This window comes from Bacillus ectoiniformans, assembly GCF_016908875.1.
Taxonomy (GTDB): Bacteria; Bacillota; Bacilli; order Bacillales; family Domibacillaceae; genus Bacillus_BX; species Bacillus_BX ectoiniformans.
The window spans coordinates 1-16,630 of sequence record NZ_JAFBES010000016.1 but is presented as its reverse complement, the minus strand read 5'-3'; the positions used below and the strand labels follow the sequence as shown (position 1 = coordinate 16,630).

At 42.9% G+C, this 16,630-nt stretch carries 16 protein-coding genes, 1 rRNA gene and 1 riboswitch; of the genes, 1 reads left to right on the top strand and 16 read right to left on the bottom strand.

The window, feature by feature from the left end; genetic code table 11:
- Positions 1-35: 35 nt before the first annotated feature.
- On the bottom strand, positions 36-1,781 hold the full coding sequence (locus JOC78_RS15410; protein ID WP_204557602.1) for an adenine deaminase C-terminal domain-containing protein: 1,746 nt from the start codon (positions 1,779-1,781) through the stop codon (positions 36-38).
- A gap of 217 nt (positions 1,782-1,998) precedes the next feature.
- On the opposite strand from JOC78_RS15410, the gene JOC78_RS17765 reads away from it, so the two are divergent.
- Positions 1,999-2,112 carry an EYxxD motif small membrane protein gene (locus JOC78_RS17765; RefSeq protein ID WP_338023220.1) on the top strand — a complete coding sequence of 38 codons (114 nt, stop codon included), beginning with the start codon at positions 1,999-2,001 and terminating at the stop codon, positions 2,110-2,112.
- On the opposite strand, the gene purD is transcribed toward JOC78_RS17765, so the two are convergent.
- From purD to rrf, 15 genes are all read right to left on the bottom strand, one after another.
- Positions 2,081-3,358, bottom strand: coding sequence for a phosphoribosylamine--glycine ligase (purD, locus tag JOC78_RS15405; protein WP_204557600.1), 1,278 nt, complete (start codon positions 3,356-3,358; stop codon positions 2,081-2,083). The two genes, JOC78_RS17765 and purD, sit on opposite strands and share 32 nt — an antisense overlap.
- 14 nt (positions 3,359-3,372) lie before the next feature.
- Positions 3,373-4,908, bottom strand: a complete 1,536-nt coding sequence (gene purH, locus JOC78_RS15400) for a bifunctional phosphoribosylaminoimidazolecarboxamide formyltransferase/IMP cyclohydrolase (RefSeq protein ID WP_204557706.1) — start codon at positions 4,906-4,908, stop codon at positions 3,373-3,375.
- Positions 4,886-5,509 (bottom strand): phosphoribosylglycinamide formyltransferase, encoded by a 624-nt coding sequence (gene purN / locus JOC78_RS15395; RefSeq protein ID WP_204557598.1) that lies wholly within the window; start codon positions 5,507-5,509, stop codon positions 4,886-4,888. The genes purH and purN overlap by 23 nt, the downstream gene beginning before the upstream one ends.
- Entirely contained in the window at positions 5,506-6,534 is a 1,029-nt protein-coding gene (purM, locus tag JOC78_RS15390) for a phosphoribosylformylglycinamidine cyclo-ligase (protein ID WP_204557596.1), read from the bottom strand. Before purM ends, purN begins: the two co-directional genes overlap by 4 nt.
- A 48-nt stretch (positions 6,535-6,582) precedes the next feature.
- Complete coding sequence (gene purF, locus JOC78_RS15385) at positions 6,583-8,004, bottom strand: amidophosphoribosyltransferase (protein WP_204557592.1); 1,422 nt, start codon at positions 8,002-8,004, stop codon at positions 6,583-6,585.
- A complete protein-coding gene (gene purL, locus JOC78_RS15380; RefSeq protein ID WP_204557582.1) occupies positions 7,980-10,208 on the bottom strand; it encodes a phosphoribosylformylglycinamidine synthase subunit PurL in 2,229 nt (742 codons plus the stop codon). Before purL ends, purF begins: the two co-directional genes overlap by 25 nt.
- The gene (gene purQ / locus JOC78_RS15375; RefSeq protein ID WP_204557568.1) at positions 10,192-10,875 is read right to left on the bottom strand and encodes a phosphoribosylformylglycinamidine synthase subunit PurQ; all 684 of its coding nucleotides are present in this window, start codon (positions 10,873-10,875) and stop codon (positions 10,192-10,194) included. Before purQ ends, purL begins: the two co-directional genes overlap by 17 nt.
- Positions 10,872-11,126 carry a phosphoribosylformylglycinamidine synthase subunit PurS gene (purS, locus tag JOC78_RS15370; protein ID WP_204557565.1) on the bottom strand — a complete coding sequence of 85 codons (255 nt, stop codon included), beginning with the start codon at positions 11,124-11,126 and terminating at the stop codon, positions 10,872-10,874. Before purS ends, purQ begins: the two co-directional genes overlap by 4 nt.
- The gene (purC, locus tag JOC78_RS15365; protein ID WP_204557549.1) at positions 11,114-11,839 is read right to left on the bottom strand and encodes a phosphoribosylaminoimidazolesuccinocarboxamide synthase; all 726 of its coding nucleotides are present in this window, start codon (positions 11,837-11,839) and stop codon (positions 11,114-11,116) included. Before purC ends, purS begins: the two co-directional genes overlap by 13 nt.
- A gap of 88 nt (positions 11,840-11,927) precedes the next feature.
- Positions 11,928-13,226: an adenylosuccinate lyase gene (gene purB / locus JOC78_RS15360; RefSeq protein ID WP_204557547.1), complete on the bottom strand. Its 1,299-nt coding sequence runs from the start codon at positions 13,224-13,226 to the stop codon at positions 11,928-11,930.
- Between the two features lie 29 nt (positions 13,227-13,255).
- Entirely contained in the window at positions 13,256-14,380 is a 1,125-nt protein-coding gene (purK, locus tag JOC78_RS15355; RefSeq protein ID WP_204557545.1) for a 5-(carboxyamino)imidazole ribonucleotide synthase, read from the bottom strand.
- Entirely contained in the window at positions 14,373-14,861 is a 489-nt protein-coding gene (gene purE / locus JOC78_RS15350) for a 5-(carboxyamino)imidazole ribonucleotide mutase (protein WP_204557544.1), read from the bottom strand. Before purE ends, purK begins: the two co-directional genes overlap by 8 nt.
- Before the next feature lie 119 nt (positions 14,862-14,980).
- Positions 14,981-15,082, bottom strand: a riboswitch (purine riboswitch).
- Between the two features lie 76 nt (positions 15,083-15,158).
- Positions 15,159-15,353, bottom strand: a complete 195-nt coding sequence (locus tag JOC78_RS15345; RefSeq protein ID WP_204557541.1) for an NETI motif-containing protein — start codon at positions 15,351-15,353, stop codon at positions 15,159-15,161.
- Positions 15,350-15,874, bottom strand: coding sequence for a DUF2179 domain-containing protein (locus JOC78_RS15340; protein WP_204557703.1), 525 nt, complete (start codon positions 15,872-15,874; stop codon positions 15,350-15,352). The genes JOC78_RS15345 and JOC78_RS15340 overlap by 4 nt, the downstream gene beginning before the upstream one ends.
- Positions 15,875-16,399: 525 nt before the next feature.
- Positions 16,400-16,515: ribosomal RNA gene (rrf, locus tag JOC78_RS15335) — 5S ribosomal RNA — on the bottom strand.
- Positions 16,516-16,630: the final 115 nt, after the last annotated feature.

Below are 16,630 nucleotides of genomic sequence, written 5' to 3'. Positions count from 1 at the left end.
AAACTCCCATTCACAATTTAAACCACTTTACCATTTTAACGCATTATCGTTGGAAAAAGTACCGTTTTCTTCATTACATCATACATTCCATATGATGTAATTCTTATGTATGGTAAATGAGTAGATGATAAAAACAGCAATGTGTAGATAGGATCTTCAAAGTCATACCCTCGTTCTGTCAGCAAGCTTTTTAACTTTATCTCTTCGTCTATGAGATTTTCTACCGGTTTATCTGACATCATTCCAGATAAACACAAAGGTATTTCATGAATGATTTCCTCGTTTTCGGATAAAACCATGCCTCCGCCTATTTCTTTCATGCGGTTGAAGGCTCTTTCCATCTCCCGTTTGCATTTCCCGATTAAAATGATATCTCCTGTGCTTGAAAAGGAGGAAGCAAACCCCTGCACATCCGTCGCGAATCCTTTAATCGTTGTATTGACTCGCCATTTCCCTTGCCGGTCAAGCATGACCAAGAAGTTTTCATCTCCTGAAGTATATAGCTCCTCACCAGATACATCCTTCTCTAATGAATAAGGCTTGGTAATCACGTTATTCACCATTTCTATTCCAAATGGCATCGAAAATTGCAGGTCGTCCTCTGTCAGCTCCCAATCCATTACGAGCGGACCGAACCCGTATTCTTTCCAATCGATAGAAGGGAAGGAGTCACCCGTCGAGCCATCTTCTCTCTTCAGCCATTTTCCTTCTGACAGTACAGCTACAGGAGTTGGATGCCATTCATCTTCTAAAACGTTTAGATTGGCTACTCGCCCGGGAGCAATCATTCCATGCAAGTGTTCCATGCGATAATATTTCGCCACATTGTAGCTTGCCATATGATACGCATCCATCGGAGGAATACCGTACTCAATGGCTTTGGCAATCATCCAGTCTAAAATGCCATTTTCATAAAAAGAAGGACAAGCTCCATCTGTTGTAAACATCATCATGTCATATTGATCAATGTTCATATCCTTCATTTCCTTCAGCAGCAATTCCAAATCTGGGCGAATGGAGGAATGACGCAGCGATACCATATATCCCTGCATTAAACGTTTATAAATATCTTTTCCACTCATTGCTTCATGGTCACTATCTGCACCTAAAAGCGCCATTTTAATAAGAGTATTTTCAGAGGCTCCAGGGAAATGCCCTTCAATTCTCTTCCGAAGACGCTTCGTTTCCTGAATCCAGTGCAGCATCATATCGTCACCTGCCAAAAGCTTAGGCCAGCCAGTAAGCTCTCCGCCTTGAATGACTGATTCATGTTCCATCCAGGATTTTACCGCTGCATGAGAAAATACCTCTTCTTCGTTCGCCATCTCCGTTTGCGGATCGAAGCGGCACCACCAATACATGCTGACCGGAAGTTCACGCAAGGTTTCCAATAAAGAAAACGCTTTCTTTTCTTCCAACAATAAAAACAGCATTAAGTTATCGTTAATAAACGTGGTTGTACCCGTTTTCCCCGCATACTCAGCAAAAGTCTGGGGATTATAAAGCTGAAACGGATGTACATGAGGCTCAATATAACCCGGGACAATTGTTTTCCCCTGGCAATTGTATATTTCATATGAACCTGAGCGCTGAGGAAGTTCATCCCCTATGTAAATAATGCGGTCTTCATGAATCCAGATATTGGCTGTCAGCCATTGTTTTAAAACGGAATGTAAAACCCGTGCATTAGTCAATACTAATGTAGGAGACGCCTCTCCGTTGACAACGGCGACATGTTTTCTTAACTGTCTGTTTTTCCATCTATATCGCTGCTCTAACATTTTATATGCTCCTCCTAAAAGGGAGTTTTCGTATTTTTCTAAATTACTCACTATATTAACATATTTTACAATTTACCGCACTAAAGAGAAGAATTAAATATGAACAATATGTGAAAAGGCTTACAAGATCTGTTTTAAAAAAGCTGTTTCGCCCTCCTACTGGACTCATACAGAACCAGTTGCAAGGACGAAACAGCATGTGAAAGGAGTGATACGTATGTTTATGGAATACGTAACAGATATGTCATTCGTGCTGATTGCTTTAATCGGAAGTATCGTTGCTTTATTATTTGTCTACGTCAAGCGTTCGAAGAGAAGGCGCGCGCAATAGCTCGGCTGCCGATATCTTTTCGATAAAAGAAGTGCTCAGTATCAACCGCCTTCATTTGATCGTAAGCTGCTGCTTGCGCTTCTTGAATGGAATCTCCCTTGCCGTTTATCAATAAGACCCTTCCGCCATTTGCACACAGAATTTGTTCTTCATTCAGATAAGTGCCTGCATGCAACACGGATGTTTGCTCAGCTTGATCCAACCCGTTTATAGCATGACCCTTCTCATACGTTTCAGGGTAGCCTTTGGCTGCCAGCACCACACCCAGAATGGATTCATCTTTCCATTCAAGCTGCGGGTCTTCACCTTTTAATACATCCAACAGGACTTGTGCTAAGTCTGTCTTTAAACGAGGCAAGACCACTTGTGTTTCAGGGTCACCAAAACGAGCATTAAATTCAATCGTTTTTGGCCCTGCTTTTGTCAGCATTAAGCCCGCAAAGATGATACCGGTAAATGGGCGGCCTTCTTCACACATGCCTTTAGCGATGGGCTGCAAAATCTCCCGAACCGACTGATCAATTACCTCTTGAGATATATGGGGGATCGGGGAGTACGCCCCCATTCCGCCTGTATTCGGTCCTTCATCGCCGTCAAACGCCCGCTTGTGATCCTGAGCAGCTTCCATTGGATAGACATTCTCCCCATTCACAAACGCCATAAGTGAATATTCTTCACCCTCTAAAAACTCTTCGACCACTACTTTAGAAGATGCTTCGCCAAATTTTTTGTCAAGCATCATATCCTCTAATGAAGAGAGCGCTTCTTCCATCGTCATCGCAACAGTAACGCCCTTTCCTGCGGCTAGTCCATCTGCTTTCAACACGATCGGTGCGCCCTGCTCTTCAATATAAGCTTTCGCGTCTTCATAGGATTCAAATGCCTGATAGCGAGCCGTTGGAATCTGATATTTCTCCATCATCATTTTCGAAAATGATTTGCTGCCTTCAAGAATTGCCGCAGCTTTATTTGGGCCATATACTTTTAAACCCTGTTCTTGAAAATGATCGACAATCCCCTCAGACAAAGGATTTTCTGGACCAACCACTGTTAAATCGATTCCTTGTTTTAAAGCAAAGCTTGTTAGCCCATCAAAGTCCATTTCATCGATGGCCACAAGTTCAGCATCTTGAGAGATGCCGGCATTCCCTGGCGCACAATACAAACCTTTTACTAATGGACTTTCCGCTAATTTCTTGCAAATGGCATGCTCTCTTCCGCCCCGTCCAACTACAAGCACCTTCATTACGTCACCTCATTTTAGTGTTTGAAATGTCTAACGCCCGTTACCACCATAGCGATTCCGTATTCGTCTGCTTTCTTAATGGAGTCTTCGTCACGAATGGACCCACCAGGTTGAATGATCGCTGTAATTCCTGCTTTTGCCGCCGCTTCCACTGTGTCATCCATTGGGAAGAAGGCATCGGATGCAAGAGCAGCTCCCTGTGCTTTTTCACCTGCTTGTTCTAAGGCGATTTTCGCCGCTCCAACACGGTTCATTTGTCCGGCGCCAACACCCACAGTCATGTCATTGTTTGTAATCACAATCGCATTCGACTTCACATGTTTGACGACTTTCCAGCCCAATTTCATCGATGCCCATTCTTCTTCTGTCGGCTCGCGTTTCGTCACTGTGCGAACATCCGCGTTTTCTAAAGAATAGCTGTCGAGGTCTTGAAGAAGCAAACCGCCTTCCACCGACGTCAAGACTTTTTCTTTTGATTTCGCCCCTTCAAAGTCCACTGTCAGCAATCGAAGGTTTTTCTTAGACGTTAAGACCTCTAGCGCTGCTTCTGTAAATTCTGGTGCGATGACAATCTCTAGAAAAATCTCGTGAAGCTTTTCTGCAAGATCTTTATCTACGGGACGGTTCAACGCAACAATACCGCCAAAAATAGAGGTTGAATCTGCTAAATACGCGCGCTCATAGGCTTCTAAAATGGTTTCTCCCGTTCCAACTCCGCAAGGGTTCATATGTTTAATAGCCACAGCTGCCGGCTCACTGAATTCCTTTACGATTTGCAAAGCCGCATCCGCATCGCGAATATTATTGTATGATAATTCTTTCCCGTGTAATTGCTTCGAACGTGCAATGGAGAAATCAGACCCAAGCGGCTCATCATAAAAAGCAGCTTTCTGATGAGGGTTCTCTCCATAGCGAAGAGATTGTTTTAATTCATATGTAAATGTAACTTTCTCAGGCTGTTCTTCACCTGTTAGTTCTGTCATATATTTAGCGATCATCGAGTCGTATGCAGCTGTGTGACGGAATACTTTAGCAGCCAGCTTTCTTCTTGTTTCTTTCGTCGTCTGTCCATCTCGCTTTAACTCTGCTACCACCGTTTCGTAATCTGCTTGATCGACAATGACAGTGACAAACTCATGGTTTTTCGCTGAAGCACGAAGCATTGTCGGTCCGCCGATATCAATATTTTCAATCGCGTCTTCCACAGTCACATTCGGCTTTGCGATCGTTTCTTGGAATGGATACAAGTTGACACAAACGAAATCAATCGGAACGATGTTTTGTTCTTCCATTTGCTTAAGGTGATCTTCTTGATCTCTTCTCGCAAGCAATCCGCCGTGAATCAATGGATTCAATGTTTTTACGCGTCCGTCTAAGATCTCAGGAAAACCTGTAACTTCACTTACACTCATGACAGGCACGCCGGCTTCTTCAAGCAACTTCTTCGTGCCGCCTGTAGAAATAATTTCAACGTCTAAGCCAGCTAATTCTTTGGCAAATTCAACAATGCCCTCTTTATTCGATACACTAATTAACGCGCGCTTTTTCATCAATTTCTTCCTCCTTGACTGTCTTAGCTACCAGTTGCTTCACTACTTTAGGATACAGCTCATGCTCTACCCTTTGTATCTTTGCCTGCAGCGTCTCACGGCTTTCATCATTTGATACCCTTACGCTTTCCTGTTCAATAATCGGACCCGTATCCATGCCTGCATCTACATAATGAACAGTTACACCTGTGATCTTCACCTTGTAATTAATCGCCTGTCCAATCGCATCTTTTCCTGGAAAAGCAGGCAGCAGTGATGGATGGATGTTCACAATTTTTTCAGGATAGGCTTCTAGAAGAGTTTCTCCTATTAAACGCATATACCCTGCAAGAAAAATGAATTCCACTTCGGCATCCTTCAGTTTCTTTACAATCACTTGTTCAAACTCCTGCTTCGATGAATATTCCTTCGAACGAAAAGCAAAGACGGGAATGTGATGCTTTTCCGCTCTCTTCACAGCATAAGCATCAGGCTTGTCACAAACGAGCAAGGCAATTTCAGCATCGATCTTTCCCTGAGTGATCTGTTCAGCTATCGCTTCAAAATTACTCCCGCTCCCAGAAGCAAACACAGCAATTTTCGTTAACTGGCCTTTTCTCATGATTGAATCTGAACTCCCTCGCCTGAAATCACACGGCCAATCGTATAAGCCTCTTCCCCAGCATCGTGGACTAATTGCTTTACTCTTTGCTCTTGATCGGCTGAAACAATCATCACCAAACCAATTCCCATATTAAAAATATTATACATTTCTTTGTATTCAAGTTCTCCATACTTCTTCAGCACATGAAAAATAGCAGGAATATCCCAGGTTCCTTCTTTTATCTCAACACCTAGTCCATCCGGAAGTGCTCTTGGAATATTTTCAATGAAACCGCCGCCTGTAATGTGAGCCATTCCATGAATATCAACTTCTTTTAACACGTCGAGAACAGGTTTCACGTAAATCTTCGTTGGGGTCAAGAGAACATCTCCTAAAGAACCGGTTAACCCATCAACTTGATCTGCAGGGCTTAGTTTATGATCTTCGAAAAATATTTTTCTGACAAGGGAAAATCCATTGCTGTGTAATCCGCTTGAAGGCAAACCAATGACTACATCGCCTTCTTTAACGTTTTCAATCTTTATCAGCTTTTGTTTTTCAGCCACACCAACAGTAAATCCGGCAATATCGTACTCGTCCGCACTGTACATCCCAGGCATTTCAGCTGTTTCCCCGCCAACTAATGCGCAACCCGCTTGTTCACAGCCGTCTGCGACTCCTTTAACGATCTGCTCGATTTTCTCCGGCACTGCTTGGCCGCAAGCAATGTAATCAAGGAAAAATAGCGGTTCCGCTCCTTGGACGATGACATCGTTGACACACATAGCCACACAATCAATCCCAATCGTATCATGACGATCCATCATAAAAGCAAGCTTTAGCTTTGTCCCGACTCCATCTGTTCCTGACACAAGAACCGGCTCCTGTACTTTTAAAGCAGACAGATCAAACATGCCGCCGAAGCTGCCAAGCGCCCCCATCACTCCTAAGCGATTCGTACGCTCCACGTGCTTTTTCATCCGTTCTACCGCTTCATAGCCGGCCTCAATATTGACTCCTGCTGCTTCGTACGCCTTTGCCATATGTTTGCTCCCCCTTAGAAATACTTATCATTCGCTGTCAAAATAAATCTAGCAGTTTACTTCTTTATCATACGGATGTTTTGTATCAGGATAGATATCGGTCGGATAGTTTCCTGTAAAGCACGCCAGACATTGACTGCACTTCCCATTCGTCGATTCTCGTCCGATTCCTTCGACCATCCCATCCACACTTAAAAAGGTAAGAGAATCCGCTCCAATTGCTTCCCGCAGTTCTTCAATCGAATGTGTCGCTGCAATTAATTCTCCTTGAGTAGACGTATCGATTCCGTAAAAACAAGGGTTTTTAATCGGGGGTGAACTGATGCACACATGGACTTCTTTCGCCCCTGCCTCTTTTAGCATTTTCACTATACGCCGGCTCGTTGTACCGCGAACAATCGAATCATCGACCATGACGACCCGTTTCCCCTCAACCACGCCCCGAACAGGTGACAATTTCATTTTCACGCCTTGTTCCCGCAATTCCTGCGAAGGCTGAATAAACGTCCGGCCGACATAACGGTTTTTAATTAAGCCCATTTCATAAGGAATTCCTGACTCTTCCGCATACCCAATCGCCGCTGAAATACTGGAATCCGGCACACCTGTTACGACGTCCGCTTCGATTTTCGCTTCTTGAGCCAAGCGAATGCCCAGACGCTTTCTCGCACTGTGAACATTAATCCCTTGGATGTCACTGTCAGGACGAGAAAAATAGACATATTCCATCGTACAAATGGATGGATTCGTTGAAATAGAAAACTCTTCAGAACGCAATCCATTATGATCAATGACAATCAATTCACCTGGCTTCACATCACGGACGAACTCTGCTCCCACAATATCAAATGCACACGTTTCAGATGCCACACAATACGCATCGCCAAGCTGTCCGATTGATAAAGGCCGCAGTCCATTAGGGTCTAACGCAATCATTAATTCCGTTTCAGTCATAACAAGAAATGCGTAGGCTCCTTTTAACATAGGCAGAGCGTTTTTAAATCGGTCTTTTACCGTACCATAGCCGCCTCGGCGAATTAAATGCGCCAGTACTTCAGTATCAGAAGTCGTTTGAAAAATACTTCCCTGTGCTTCTAGCTGATTTTTTAACGCCGTCGCATTAACCAAGTTTCCGTTATGAGCAAGAGCTAAGCTGCCCGTTTGAGAATGAAACAATAGAGGCTGGACATTTTCATATCCGCCGCCTCCCGCTGTCGTATAACGCACATGACCAATGGCTCCCGCACCTTTTAAATCATGGATAATGTCTTCATTAAAAAGTTCCGTAACGAGACCTTCACCTTTAAACCCTTGCAATTTCTCGCCATCACTTACGACGATCCCTGCACCTTCTTGACCGCGGTGCTGCAAGCTTTGAAGACCGTAATATGTTATTTGTGAAGCATCCGGGTGGCCCCAGACACCAAACACTCCGCACTCTTCATTTAAGCCTCTGACTTCAGCAAGCATGGAATAGCTCCTCTCCAAGCATCTTCAAGTTCTTGAACTTGTGCCTGAATTAATATCTTGTCATCTTTCTTAATAACTAGATTGGCTCCTCCTGTCACTTCACCGATTTGCACCGCCTCAGGAATCAAGCCTTCAAATTTACTCTGAGCTTCTTTAGACACAGTCACGATAAAACGAGATTGCGTTTCACTGAATAGTTCAGACACCTCATCACCCTTAATCACGACTTCTGCACCCAGCCCTGTACGGAAAGCTTTCTCTGCAAGCGCGACGGCAAATCCGCCTTCTGAGATATCATGTGCTGATTGAACGGTTCCGGCTTGAATGGCTTTAAGTAAACCGGTTTGTCTTTTCTCTTCCACTGACAAATCAAGCTTTGGCGCTTTCCCGAAAATGTTGCCTTCATTTTGCAATTTTTGAAGCTCGCTGCCTCCAAACTCTGCTTCCGCTTCACCAATTAGATAAATGGCGTCTCCCGCTTGTTTAAAGCTTTGCGTTGTGACATGTGCAAGATCGTGTACCAATCCAACCATGCCAACAACTGGCGTTGGGTAAACAGCCGTTCCGTTAGTTTCATTATAAAGGGATACGTTCCCGCCAATAACCGGCGTATTAAGTGTGCGACAAGCATCACTCATGCCATCCGTCGCTTTTTGCAGTTGCCAGAAAATTTCCGGCTTTTCAGGATTTCCGAAGTTTAAGCAATCCGTGATCGCAAGAGGTTCTGCTCCTGAACAAACAATATTGCGGGCCGCTTCAGCGACAGCAATTTTACCGCCTGTTTCCGGATCAAGATAAATGTATCTAGAATTGCAGTCCGTTGTCATCGCTAGTGCTTTGTTTGTCCCGCGAACACGAACAACCGCAGCATCCGAACCAGGCATCACGACTGTACTAGTCCGTACTTGATAATCATATTGCTCATATACCCATTCCTTGCTGGCAATGGTTGGCTGTGACAGCAGCTGAATCCATGTTTCTTTCAAATCACTAACTACCGGTACGCTTTGATCCATCGATTGAAACTCTCGATAATAAGCCGGTTCAGCAGATGGCTTGTGATAGACTGGCGCATCTTCCGCTAAAGCATCAACGGGCACTTCTGCCACCACTTCACCTTTATGCATTAAACGAAGCATATGGTCGTCCGTTACACGGCCAATGGATGCTGCTTCAAGTCCATATTTTTCAAAAAGAACTTCAATTTCTTTTTCACGGCCCTTTTCAACTACGATTAACATCCGCTCCTGTGATTCAGACAGCATCATTTCATATGGCGTCATACCCGTTTCACGCTGAGGCACTAAATCCAAGTTCATCTCAATGCCTGAACCTGCTTTACTAGCCATTTCCGCAGATGAACTAGTTAGTCCCGCTGCTCCCATATCCTGAATGCCGACAAGCGCATCATTATGAATAAGTTCTAGGCAAGCTTCCAGCAATAGCTTTTCCATGAATGGATCGCCTACTTGGACGGCAGGACGCTTCTCTTCTGACTGCTCACTTAACTCTTCGGAAGCAAAGGTCGCACCATGAATACCGTCGCGTCCAGTTTTCGCACCGACGTACATCACTGTATTGCCGACACCTTTTGCTTGGCCTTTTTTAATATCTTTATGATCAATTAATCCGACACACATCGCGTTCACGAGCGGATTTCCTTCATAAGATGCATCAAATTGAATCTCTCCGCCAACAGTTGGAATCCCGATACAGTTTCCGTATCCAGCAATCCCTGCTACCACTTCTTCAAATAAATACTTCACGCGGCTCGTTTGAAGTTCGCCAAAACGAAGAGAGTTTAATAGAGCAATCGGACGCGCCCCCATCGAGAATACATCACGAATAATTCCGCCAACGCCAGTAGCCGCTCCTTGATAAGGTTCAATGGCAGATGGATGGTTGTGGCTTTCTATTTTAAATACAACCGCTTGATTGTCACCGATATCAACAATTCCAGCTCCTTCCCCTGGACCCTGCAAAACCTTTTCTCCAGAAGTCGGAAACTTGCTGAGAACTGGCTTTGAATTTTTATAGCTGCAATGCTCAGACCACATAACTGAAAACAATCCGGTTTCTGTATAGTTCAGTTCACGGCCTACGATTGATTCCGCTTTGGCAAATTCCTCGTCAGATAAACCCATTTCACGGTAGATTTTTTCCTCTTTAATTTGTGCTGCATTCGGCTCAAGCATTAACGACATGAGATTCCCTCCAATGTTTCACAATAGATTGAAATAATTTTAGACCGTCGGCGCTGCCTAATAGTTCGTCCACCGCGCGTTCAGGATGAGGCATCATGCCAAGTACATTGCCTTCTTTATTCGTAATCCCAGCGATATCTGACAGACTTCCATTTAAGTTATCTGAATATGTAAATACAATTTGATTGTTTTCTTTTAATTGTTTAAGTGTCTCTTCGTCACAATAATAATTTCCTTCCCCATGTGCCACAGGTACCGTCACTTTTTCTCCCTGTTCATATAAAGAAGTAAACATCGTTTCATTGTTTTCAACTTGAAGTACGGATGGCTTACAGATGAACTTCAAGTTTTTATTTCTCAGCATCGCACCGGGAAGCAGTCCTGATTCGAGCAGAATTTGGAATCCGTTGCATACACCTAGAATAGGCTTTCCTGCTTCAGCCGCTTTTTTCACTTCATTCATAACGGTTGAATTATGAGCGATCGCTCCTGAACGGAGGTAGTCGCCATAAGAAAATCCGCCCGGCAGTAAAATACCGTCATATTCACTCAGATCATCAGCATCATGCCAAACATAGTCTACATTTTCACCTAGTTCATCCTTTACCGCGTGGAACATATCTACATCACAGTTGGAGCCTGGGAACACGATCACCGCAAATTTCACTGGCTAACACACTCCTCGATTTCATAACGATAATCTTCAATCACTGGATTGGACAGAAGCTTCTCACATACTTCCTTCACTGTGCCTTCAACATCGGAACATGAATCGTCAATCGTTAATTCCATGTATTTACCGATACGAACTTCTTCTACACCCTGGTAACCAAGACTCGTCAATGATTGTTGAACAGCCTTGCCTTGTGGATCTAATACACTTTCTCTTAACGTGACATACACCTTTACTTTGTACATGTTGAATTTCCTCCTAGTCTCTCGAAAATTTCTGTATATGCATCTACTAAGTTACCTAAATCGCGTCTAAACACATCTTTATCTAATTTACGGTTCGTTCCCTTCTCCCAAAAGCGGCACGTATCTGGAGATATTTCATCGGCGAGCATAATATTTCCCTCGCTGTCTTTTCCGAATTCCACTTTAAAGTCAATCAGCTTAATATTCATGTCATCGAACTTAGAAAGAAGCACTTCATTGATTTTTAAAGCCTGCTCTTTCATCATTTTCACTTCTTCTGTAGAAGCAATAGATAACAGCTGAATATGATCCTCGGTTAAAAGCGGATCGCCGAGCTCATCATTTTTCAAATAAAATTCAACGATCGGCTGTGAAAACTCCATTCCTTCTTCTAATCCAAGCCGCTTAGCCAGACTTCCTGCCGCTGTATTGCGGACAACCACTTCAATCGGAATGATTTGTACATGTTTGACGAGCTGCTCATGATCTGACAGCTGTTCAATAAAATGAGAAGGAATGCCGAGCTCTTTTAGCTTTAAAAAGATGAGGCTGCTAATTTGGTTGTTTAATCTGCCTTTGCCTGTAATCTCCGCTTTCTTTTCCCCGTTAAAGGCGGTAGCTGAATCTTTATATTCAATCCAGACGATCTCTTTTTGGCCAGTCGCATAAATACGTTTAGCTTTCCCTTCATAAAGCATGGAGCCCTTCTTCATTTGTAATTCCTCCTCATAAATAGTAAAAATATTCAGTCTCTATTTAGTAAAGAAGGTGCCGCATGTTCCGGCCACCTTCTCTTTTTATTTAGTTATCAAGTCCAAGACGGGTGAAAATTGTATCCACATGCTTCAAGTGGTAGTTGTAATCGAAGCAATCAGCGATTTCTTCTTTTGTCAGCTTCGCGGTGATCTTCTCCTCCGCTTCCACAAGTTCGCGGAAATGGATGCCTTTCTCCCAAGCTTCCATCGCTTTCGGCTGAACTGTGTCATACGCTTCTTCACGAGCCATGCCTTTATCAATCAAAGCTAGAAGGACACGCTGTGAATAAATTAATCCTAATGTAGCGTCCATATTGCGCTTCATATTCTCTGGGAACACGGTTAAATTCTTCACGATGTTACCGAAGCGGTTCAACATATAGTTTAACGCGATCGTCGCATCTGGAAGGATGATACGTTCTGCTGATGAATGTGAGATATCACGCTCATGCCAAAGCGGCACATTTTCAAAAGCCGTCAGCATATGTCCGCGAATCACGCGTGCAAGACCCGTCATGTTCTCTGATCCAATCGGATTGCGCTTATGAGGCATTGCTGAAGATCCTTTTTGTCCTTTTGCGAAAAACTCTTCTACTTCACGCGTCTCACTTTTTTGAAGTCCACGAATTTCAACAGCGAATTTTTCAATGGATGTAGCAATTAAAGCGATTGTGCTCATATAGTGGGCGTGGCGGTCACGCTGTAATGTTTGCGTAGAAATCGGTGCTGGTTTTGTACCAAGCTTTTCACACACATACGCTTCAACAAACGGATTGATATTCGCATACGTTCCGACAGCTCCGGACATCTTTCCATATTCCACGCCTTCAGCTGCATCCTTGAAGCGATCCAGGTTACGCTTCATTTCTTCATACCAAAGGGCAAGTTTCAAACCGAACGTTGTTGGTTCTGCATGCACACCATGAGTACGTCCCATCATGACAGTGTGTTTATGTTCCTTCGCTTTATTTCCTAGGATCTCAATAAAGTTCTCCAAGTCCTTAAGCAAGATTTCATTGGCTTGTTTTAATAAGTAAGAAGCGGCTGTATCAACAACGTCTGTAGAAGTTAAGCCATAATGTACCCATTTACGCTCTTCACCAAGTGTTTCCGATACTGCACGAGTGAATGCTACTACATCGTGACGTGTTTCTTCTTCAATTTCCTTAATGCGGTTGACATCAAAGCTTGCGTTTTCACGGATTTTTTGTACATCTTCTTTCGGAATGTCTCCAAGCTCTGCCCAAGCCTCACAAGCTAAGATTTCTACCTCAAGCCAAGCCTTGAATCGGTTTTCCTCTGTCCAAATCGCTCCCATTTCCGGGCGTGTGTAACGTTCGATCATTTATCGTTTCCTCCATTTCATTCTCCTGCTCAGCCCCAGATTCCCGTTTGTTCTATCTCCTCGAGAACAGCATCCGTATCATCTGCCAATATCGTTATATGACCCATCTTTCGTTTCTCCTTAGGATCAGCTTTGCCATACAAGTGAACCGACCATTCAGGATGTTCAGAAAGGCTGTTTATCACACCTTCTTGATGCTCACCCAGTATGTTGACCATTACTGCTGGTTTCAGTAAATCCACTCGTTTTAACGGCCAATTGCAAATCGCTCGAATGTGCTGGCCAAATTGCGAAATACTGCATGCTTCAATCGTATAGTGACCCGAGTTGTGCGGTCTTGGCGCCAATTCGTTAATGTAAATTTCTCCATCGACACCTATAAACATTTCAACTGCCAGTGTTCCAACTAAAGACAGAGCCTCTGCAATTTTTCCCGCAGCCTCTCCTGCTCCTATCTTCACCTTATTTGAAATTCTTGCAGGTACGATCGTTTCATGGAGAATATTATCTCTATGTATATTTTCTCCGACTGGAAAGAAACTAATTTCTCCATTCATATTTCTTGTAATAATGACTGAGATTTCTTTATCAAAATCAATCCATTTTTCAAGAACACATTCACCGCGTTCTAAAAGAGAACTAGCTTCTTCCACTTCAGATACATCTTTAATAACAAATTGGCCTTTTCCGTCATAACCGCCGCGAGCTGTCTTTAAAACGGCTGGATAGCCGAGCCTTTCTATATTATCATAAATGTCTTTCACTTCGTTGATCACCGCATATGGAGCGACAGGCACACCGGCTTGAACAATTGTTTCTTTTTCAAGCACTCGGTTTTGAGTGATTCGGATCAGTTCAGCTCCTTGTGGAAGAAACGCCCTCTCACTAAGCTGTTTCAAGCCTTCATAATCAATATTTTCAAACTCATACGTAATGACATCGCTAACTTCGGCTAATTGATTTAAGGCTGCTTGATCGTCATAAGATGCTTTAATTTCGATATCTGCCACCTGCCCGCATGGCGAATCATCTCCCGGTTCAAGAACAGCAATTTTAAATCCCGCTTCCTTCGCTGCAAGTGCCATCATCCGTCCTAACTGTCCACCGCCTATGATTCCTATCGTTTGTCCCGGTTTAATGAATGAATTAGACAAGTTGATCACTACTTTCTAAAACAGCTGCTTCTAAATTTTCTCTGCGTTGCTGAAGTCTCTGAGTAATCTCTTGATCTTGAATGGAAAGAATCTGAGCTGCCAAAAGCCCTGCATTTGTAGCACCAGCTTTTCCAATTGCTACGGTTGCTACTGGCACTCCTCCAGGCATTTGCACAATTGAAAGCAAAGAATCAAGTCCATTTAACGCTTTTGACTGAACAGGAACGCCAATGACAGGTAAAGTAGTCTTAGCCGCTACCATACCTGGTAAATGCGCAGCGCCTCCTGCTCCTGCAATAATCACCTTAATTCCTCGTTCTCTAGCCTCTTCTGCGTATTCGAACATTAAGTCTGGCGTCCGGTGAGCAGAAACTACTTTCTTTTCGTAGGGAATTTCAAGTTCATCCAAGATATCGCATCCATGTTTCATTGTTTCCCAATCAGAAGCACTTCCCATAATAATGCCAACTTCAAGTGTCATTTCATAACCTCCTGAATCGTTCTCCCAATAAAAAATGCCCGAATGGCGCTCTCATTTAGAGAAAGCAGCTCATCCGGGCAGTAAATAGCCTTTTAAATAAACGATGACAAAGTCATCCAGATAATTTATGCTTTCCCCATAGTCCAATCCTTTACGGTGATCGGGTAGAAACTCGCAGGCCATATCCCCGCTATTATATGAGGTATCGTATTTGTCCTCTTCATATTAACAAGCAAAAAAGCAGATTGTCAATGAAATTCGAACAATAAACATAAATTAAATAATAACGTTCGTCTTTTAACCAACAGGTTTTCCTTCAAATATAATTTCTCTTCCACAGGGAACAAGCTTTTTTTCCCCAGCGATCACTTCTTCTTTAAAGACAGGCTGCTCCATTCTTCTCACTGGAGTATATCCCTCATTCGCCATTCTTTTAAGACATTGATCGATCGTTTCGTTTTCTTCCAATCGGAATTTCTTCTTTTTACTCATTGTGACAGCTTCCCTTTTTTCACAGATTTCACCCAGAACCCTCCGTGAATCGTTTTAGGTTCGTAAGCGATAATAAATGCTTTTGGATCAAGTTCTTTAATTTTATTATATAACTTTAACTCATATTTCCGCGGAGTCAAGATTTGCAGCGCCATTCGGTCTCCTTCCAATCCATTTGCAGCCCAATTGGTAACTCCGTAGCCTTCTGCTCTTAATTGTTTCGGAAGATCTTTATCGTACTCTTTTGTAATCACATTCACTGTGATGTACCCTAGCGCCAGTTTCTCCTCTAATTTCATCCCTGCAATGACCCCAAGACCGTAACCAAGCGCATAAGCAATTAAATTCTGTATTTCATTTAAATTATCAAGTACGAGCCCTAGACCTACTACATAAATCACAATTTCAACCGTACTGACGAAAGCAGCAATATAACGATACCCCTTCAACGTTAAAATCATCCGAATCGTAAAAAACGATACATAAATTATATTAATAACCAAAATAATTAACGTAACCATAATTCCATTATCCAGCAAAACCCAACAACCTCCTTAAATATGTATCTTTTTATATTTATTCTCTATTTGAAGGGACCACAAACATTTTGGAGGGTCAAACATTTTTGGGGTCAGACCCCCAGCACGGTAAAGCGTTAAAGTGAAAAGATCCATATATCAATGTAGGCTGGAATAATGACTATATTTCAACACTGATTTAATGCTAATTCGAATACACGGAACAATGGGCTCTAAAACTCTGTTGAATTCAATCAACAGCCCTCATCAAAAATGTGCAGGGTAGTTGAAAATCCCAAGTACGAGTTCTCTTAAAAAACGAAAAAAAGAGCAGTTTCTTAACTGTTCTTTTTTGTTTTTAAAAAAGTATGGAAAATTTCAATACTTACATCTGTTTTTTACTGATAGTAGCAATTGACTTTTTAAGTGCAACGATATTCAAAAACTGATCATTAAACAGCCCTTTTATTGTAAAACTTATAACAGCACACAAAAAAAAGAACAGTTTCTCAACTGTTCTTCGTTGTTGCTTGGCGGCGTCCTACTCTCACAGGGGGAAACCCCCAACTACCATCGGCGCTGAAGAGCTTAACTGCCGTGTTCGGGATGGGAACGGGTGTGACCTCTTCGCTATCGCCACCAAACTATATAAGGAAAGAAGTTATTCTTTCAAAACTAGATAATATCTTAAGTAACCTTGCAGCCAAGTAATCGTTTGTTGCGTTCGGGCAGTCCGAAGACTGCCTTCGTTTGGTTAAG

What these genes read in the sequence shown, in the direction of transcription:
- JOC78_RS15410 (WP_204557602.1), bottom strand. Translation starts at nt 1,781, where the DNA reads ATGTTAGAGCAGCGATATAGATGGAAAAACAGACAGTTAAGAAAACAT.
- JOC78_RS17765 (WP_338023220.1), top strand. Translation starts at nt 1,999, where the DNA reads ATGTTTATGGAATACGTAACAGATATGTCATTCGTGCTGATTGCTTTA.
- purD (WP_204557600.1), bottom strand. Translation starts at nt 3,358, where the DNA reads ATGAAGGTGCTTGTAGTTGGACGGGGCGGAAGAGAGCATGCCATTTGC.
- purH (WP_204557706.1), bottom strand. Translation starts at nt 4,908, where the DNA reads ATGAAAAAGCGCGCGTTAATTAGTGTATCGAATAAAGAGGGCATTGTT.
- purN (WP_204557598.1), bottom strand. Translation starts at nt 5,509, where the DNA reads ATGAGAAAAGGCCAGTTAACGAAAATTGCTGTGTTTGCTTCTGGGAGC.
- purM (WP_204557596.1), bottom strand. Translation starts at nt 6,534, where the DNA reads ATGGCAAAGGCGTACGAAGCAGCAGGAGTCAATATTGAGGCCGGCTAT.
- purF (WP_204557592.1), bottom strand. Translation starts at nt 8,004, where the DNA reads ATGCTTGCTGAAGTCAGAGGCTTAAATGAAGAGTGCGGAGTGTTTGGT.
- purL (WP_204557582.1), bottom strand. Translation starts at nt 10,208, where the DNA reads ATGTCGTTAATGCTTGAGCCGAATGCAGCACAAATTAAAGAGGAAAAA.
- purS (WP_204557565.1), bottom strand. Translation starts at nt 11,126, where the DNA reads ATGTACAAAGTAAAGGTGTATGTCACGTTAAGAGAAAGTGTATTAGAT.
- purC (WP_204557549.1), bottom strand. Translation starts at nt 11,839, where the DNA reads ATGAAGAAGGGCTCCATGCTTTATGAAGGGAAAGCTAAACGTATTTAT.
- purB (WP_204557547.1), bottom strand. Translation starts at nt 13,226, where the DNA reads ATGATCGAACGTTACACACGCCCGGAAATGGGAGCGATTTGGACAGAG.
- purE (WP_204557544.1), bottom strand. Translation starts at nt 14,861, where the DNA reads ATGACACTTGAAGTTGGCATTATTATGGGAAGTGCTTCTGATTGGGAA.
- JOC78_RS15345 (WP_204557541.1), bottom strand. Translation starts at nt 15,353, where the DNA reads ATGAGTAAAAAGAAGAAATTCCGATTGGAAGAAAACGAAACGATCGAT.
- JOC78_RS15340 (WP_204557703.1), bottom strand. Translation starts at nt 15,874, where the DNA reads ATGGTTACGTTAATTATTTTGGTTATTAATATAATTTATGTATCGTTT.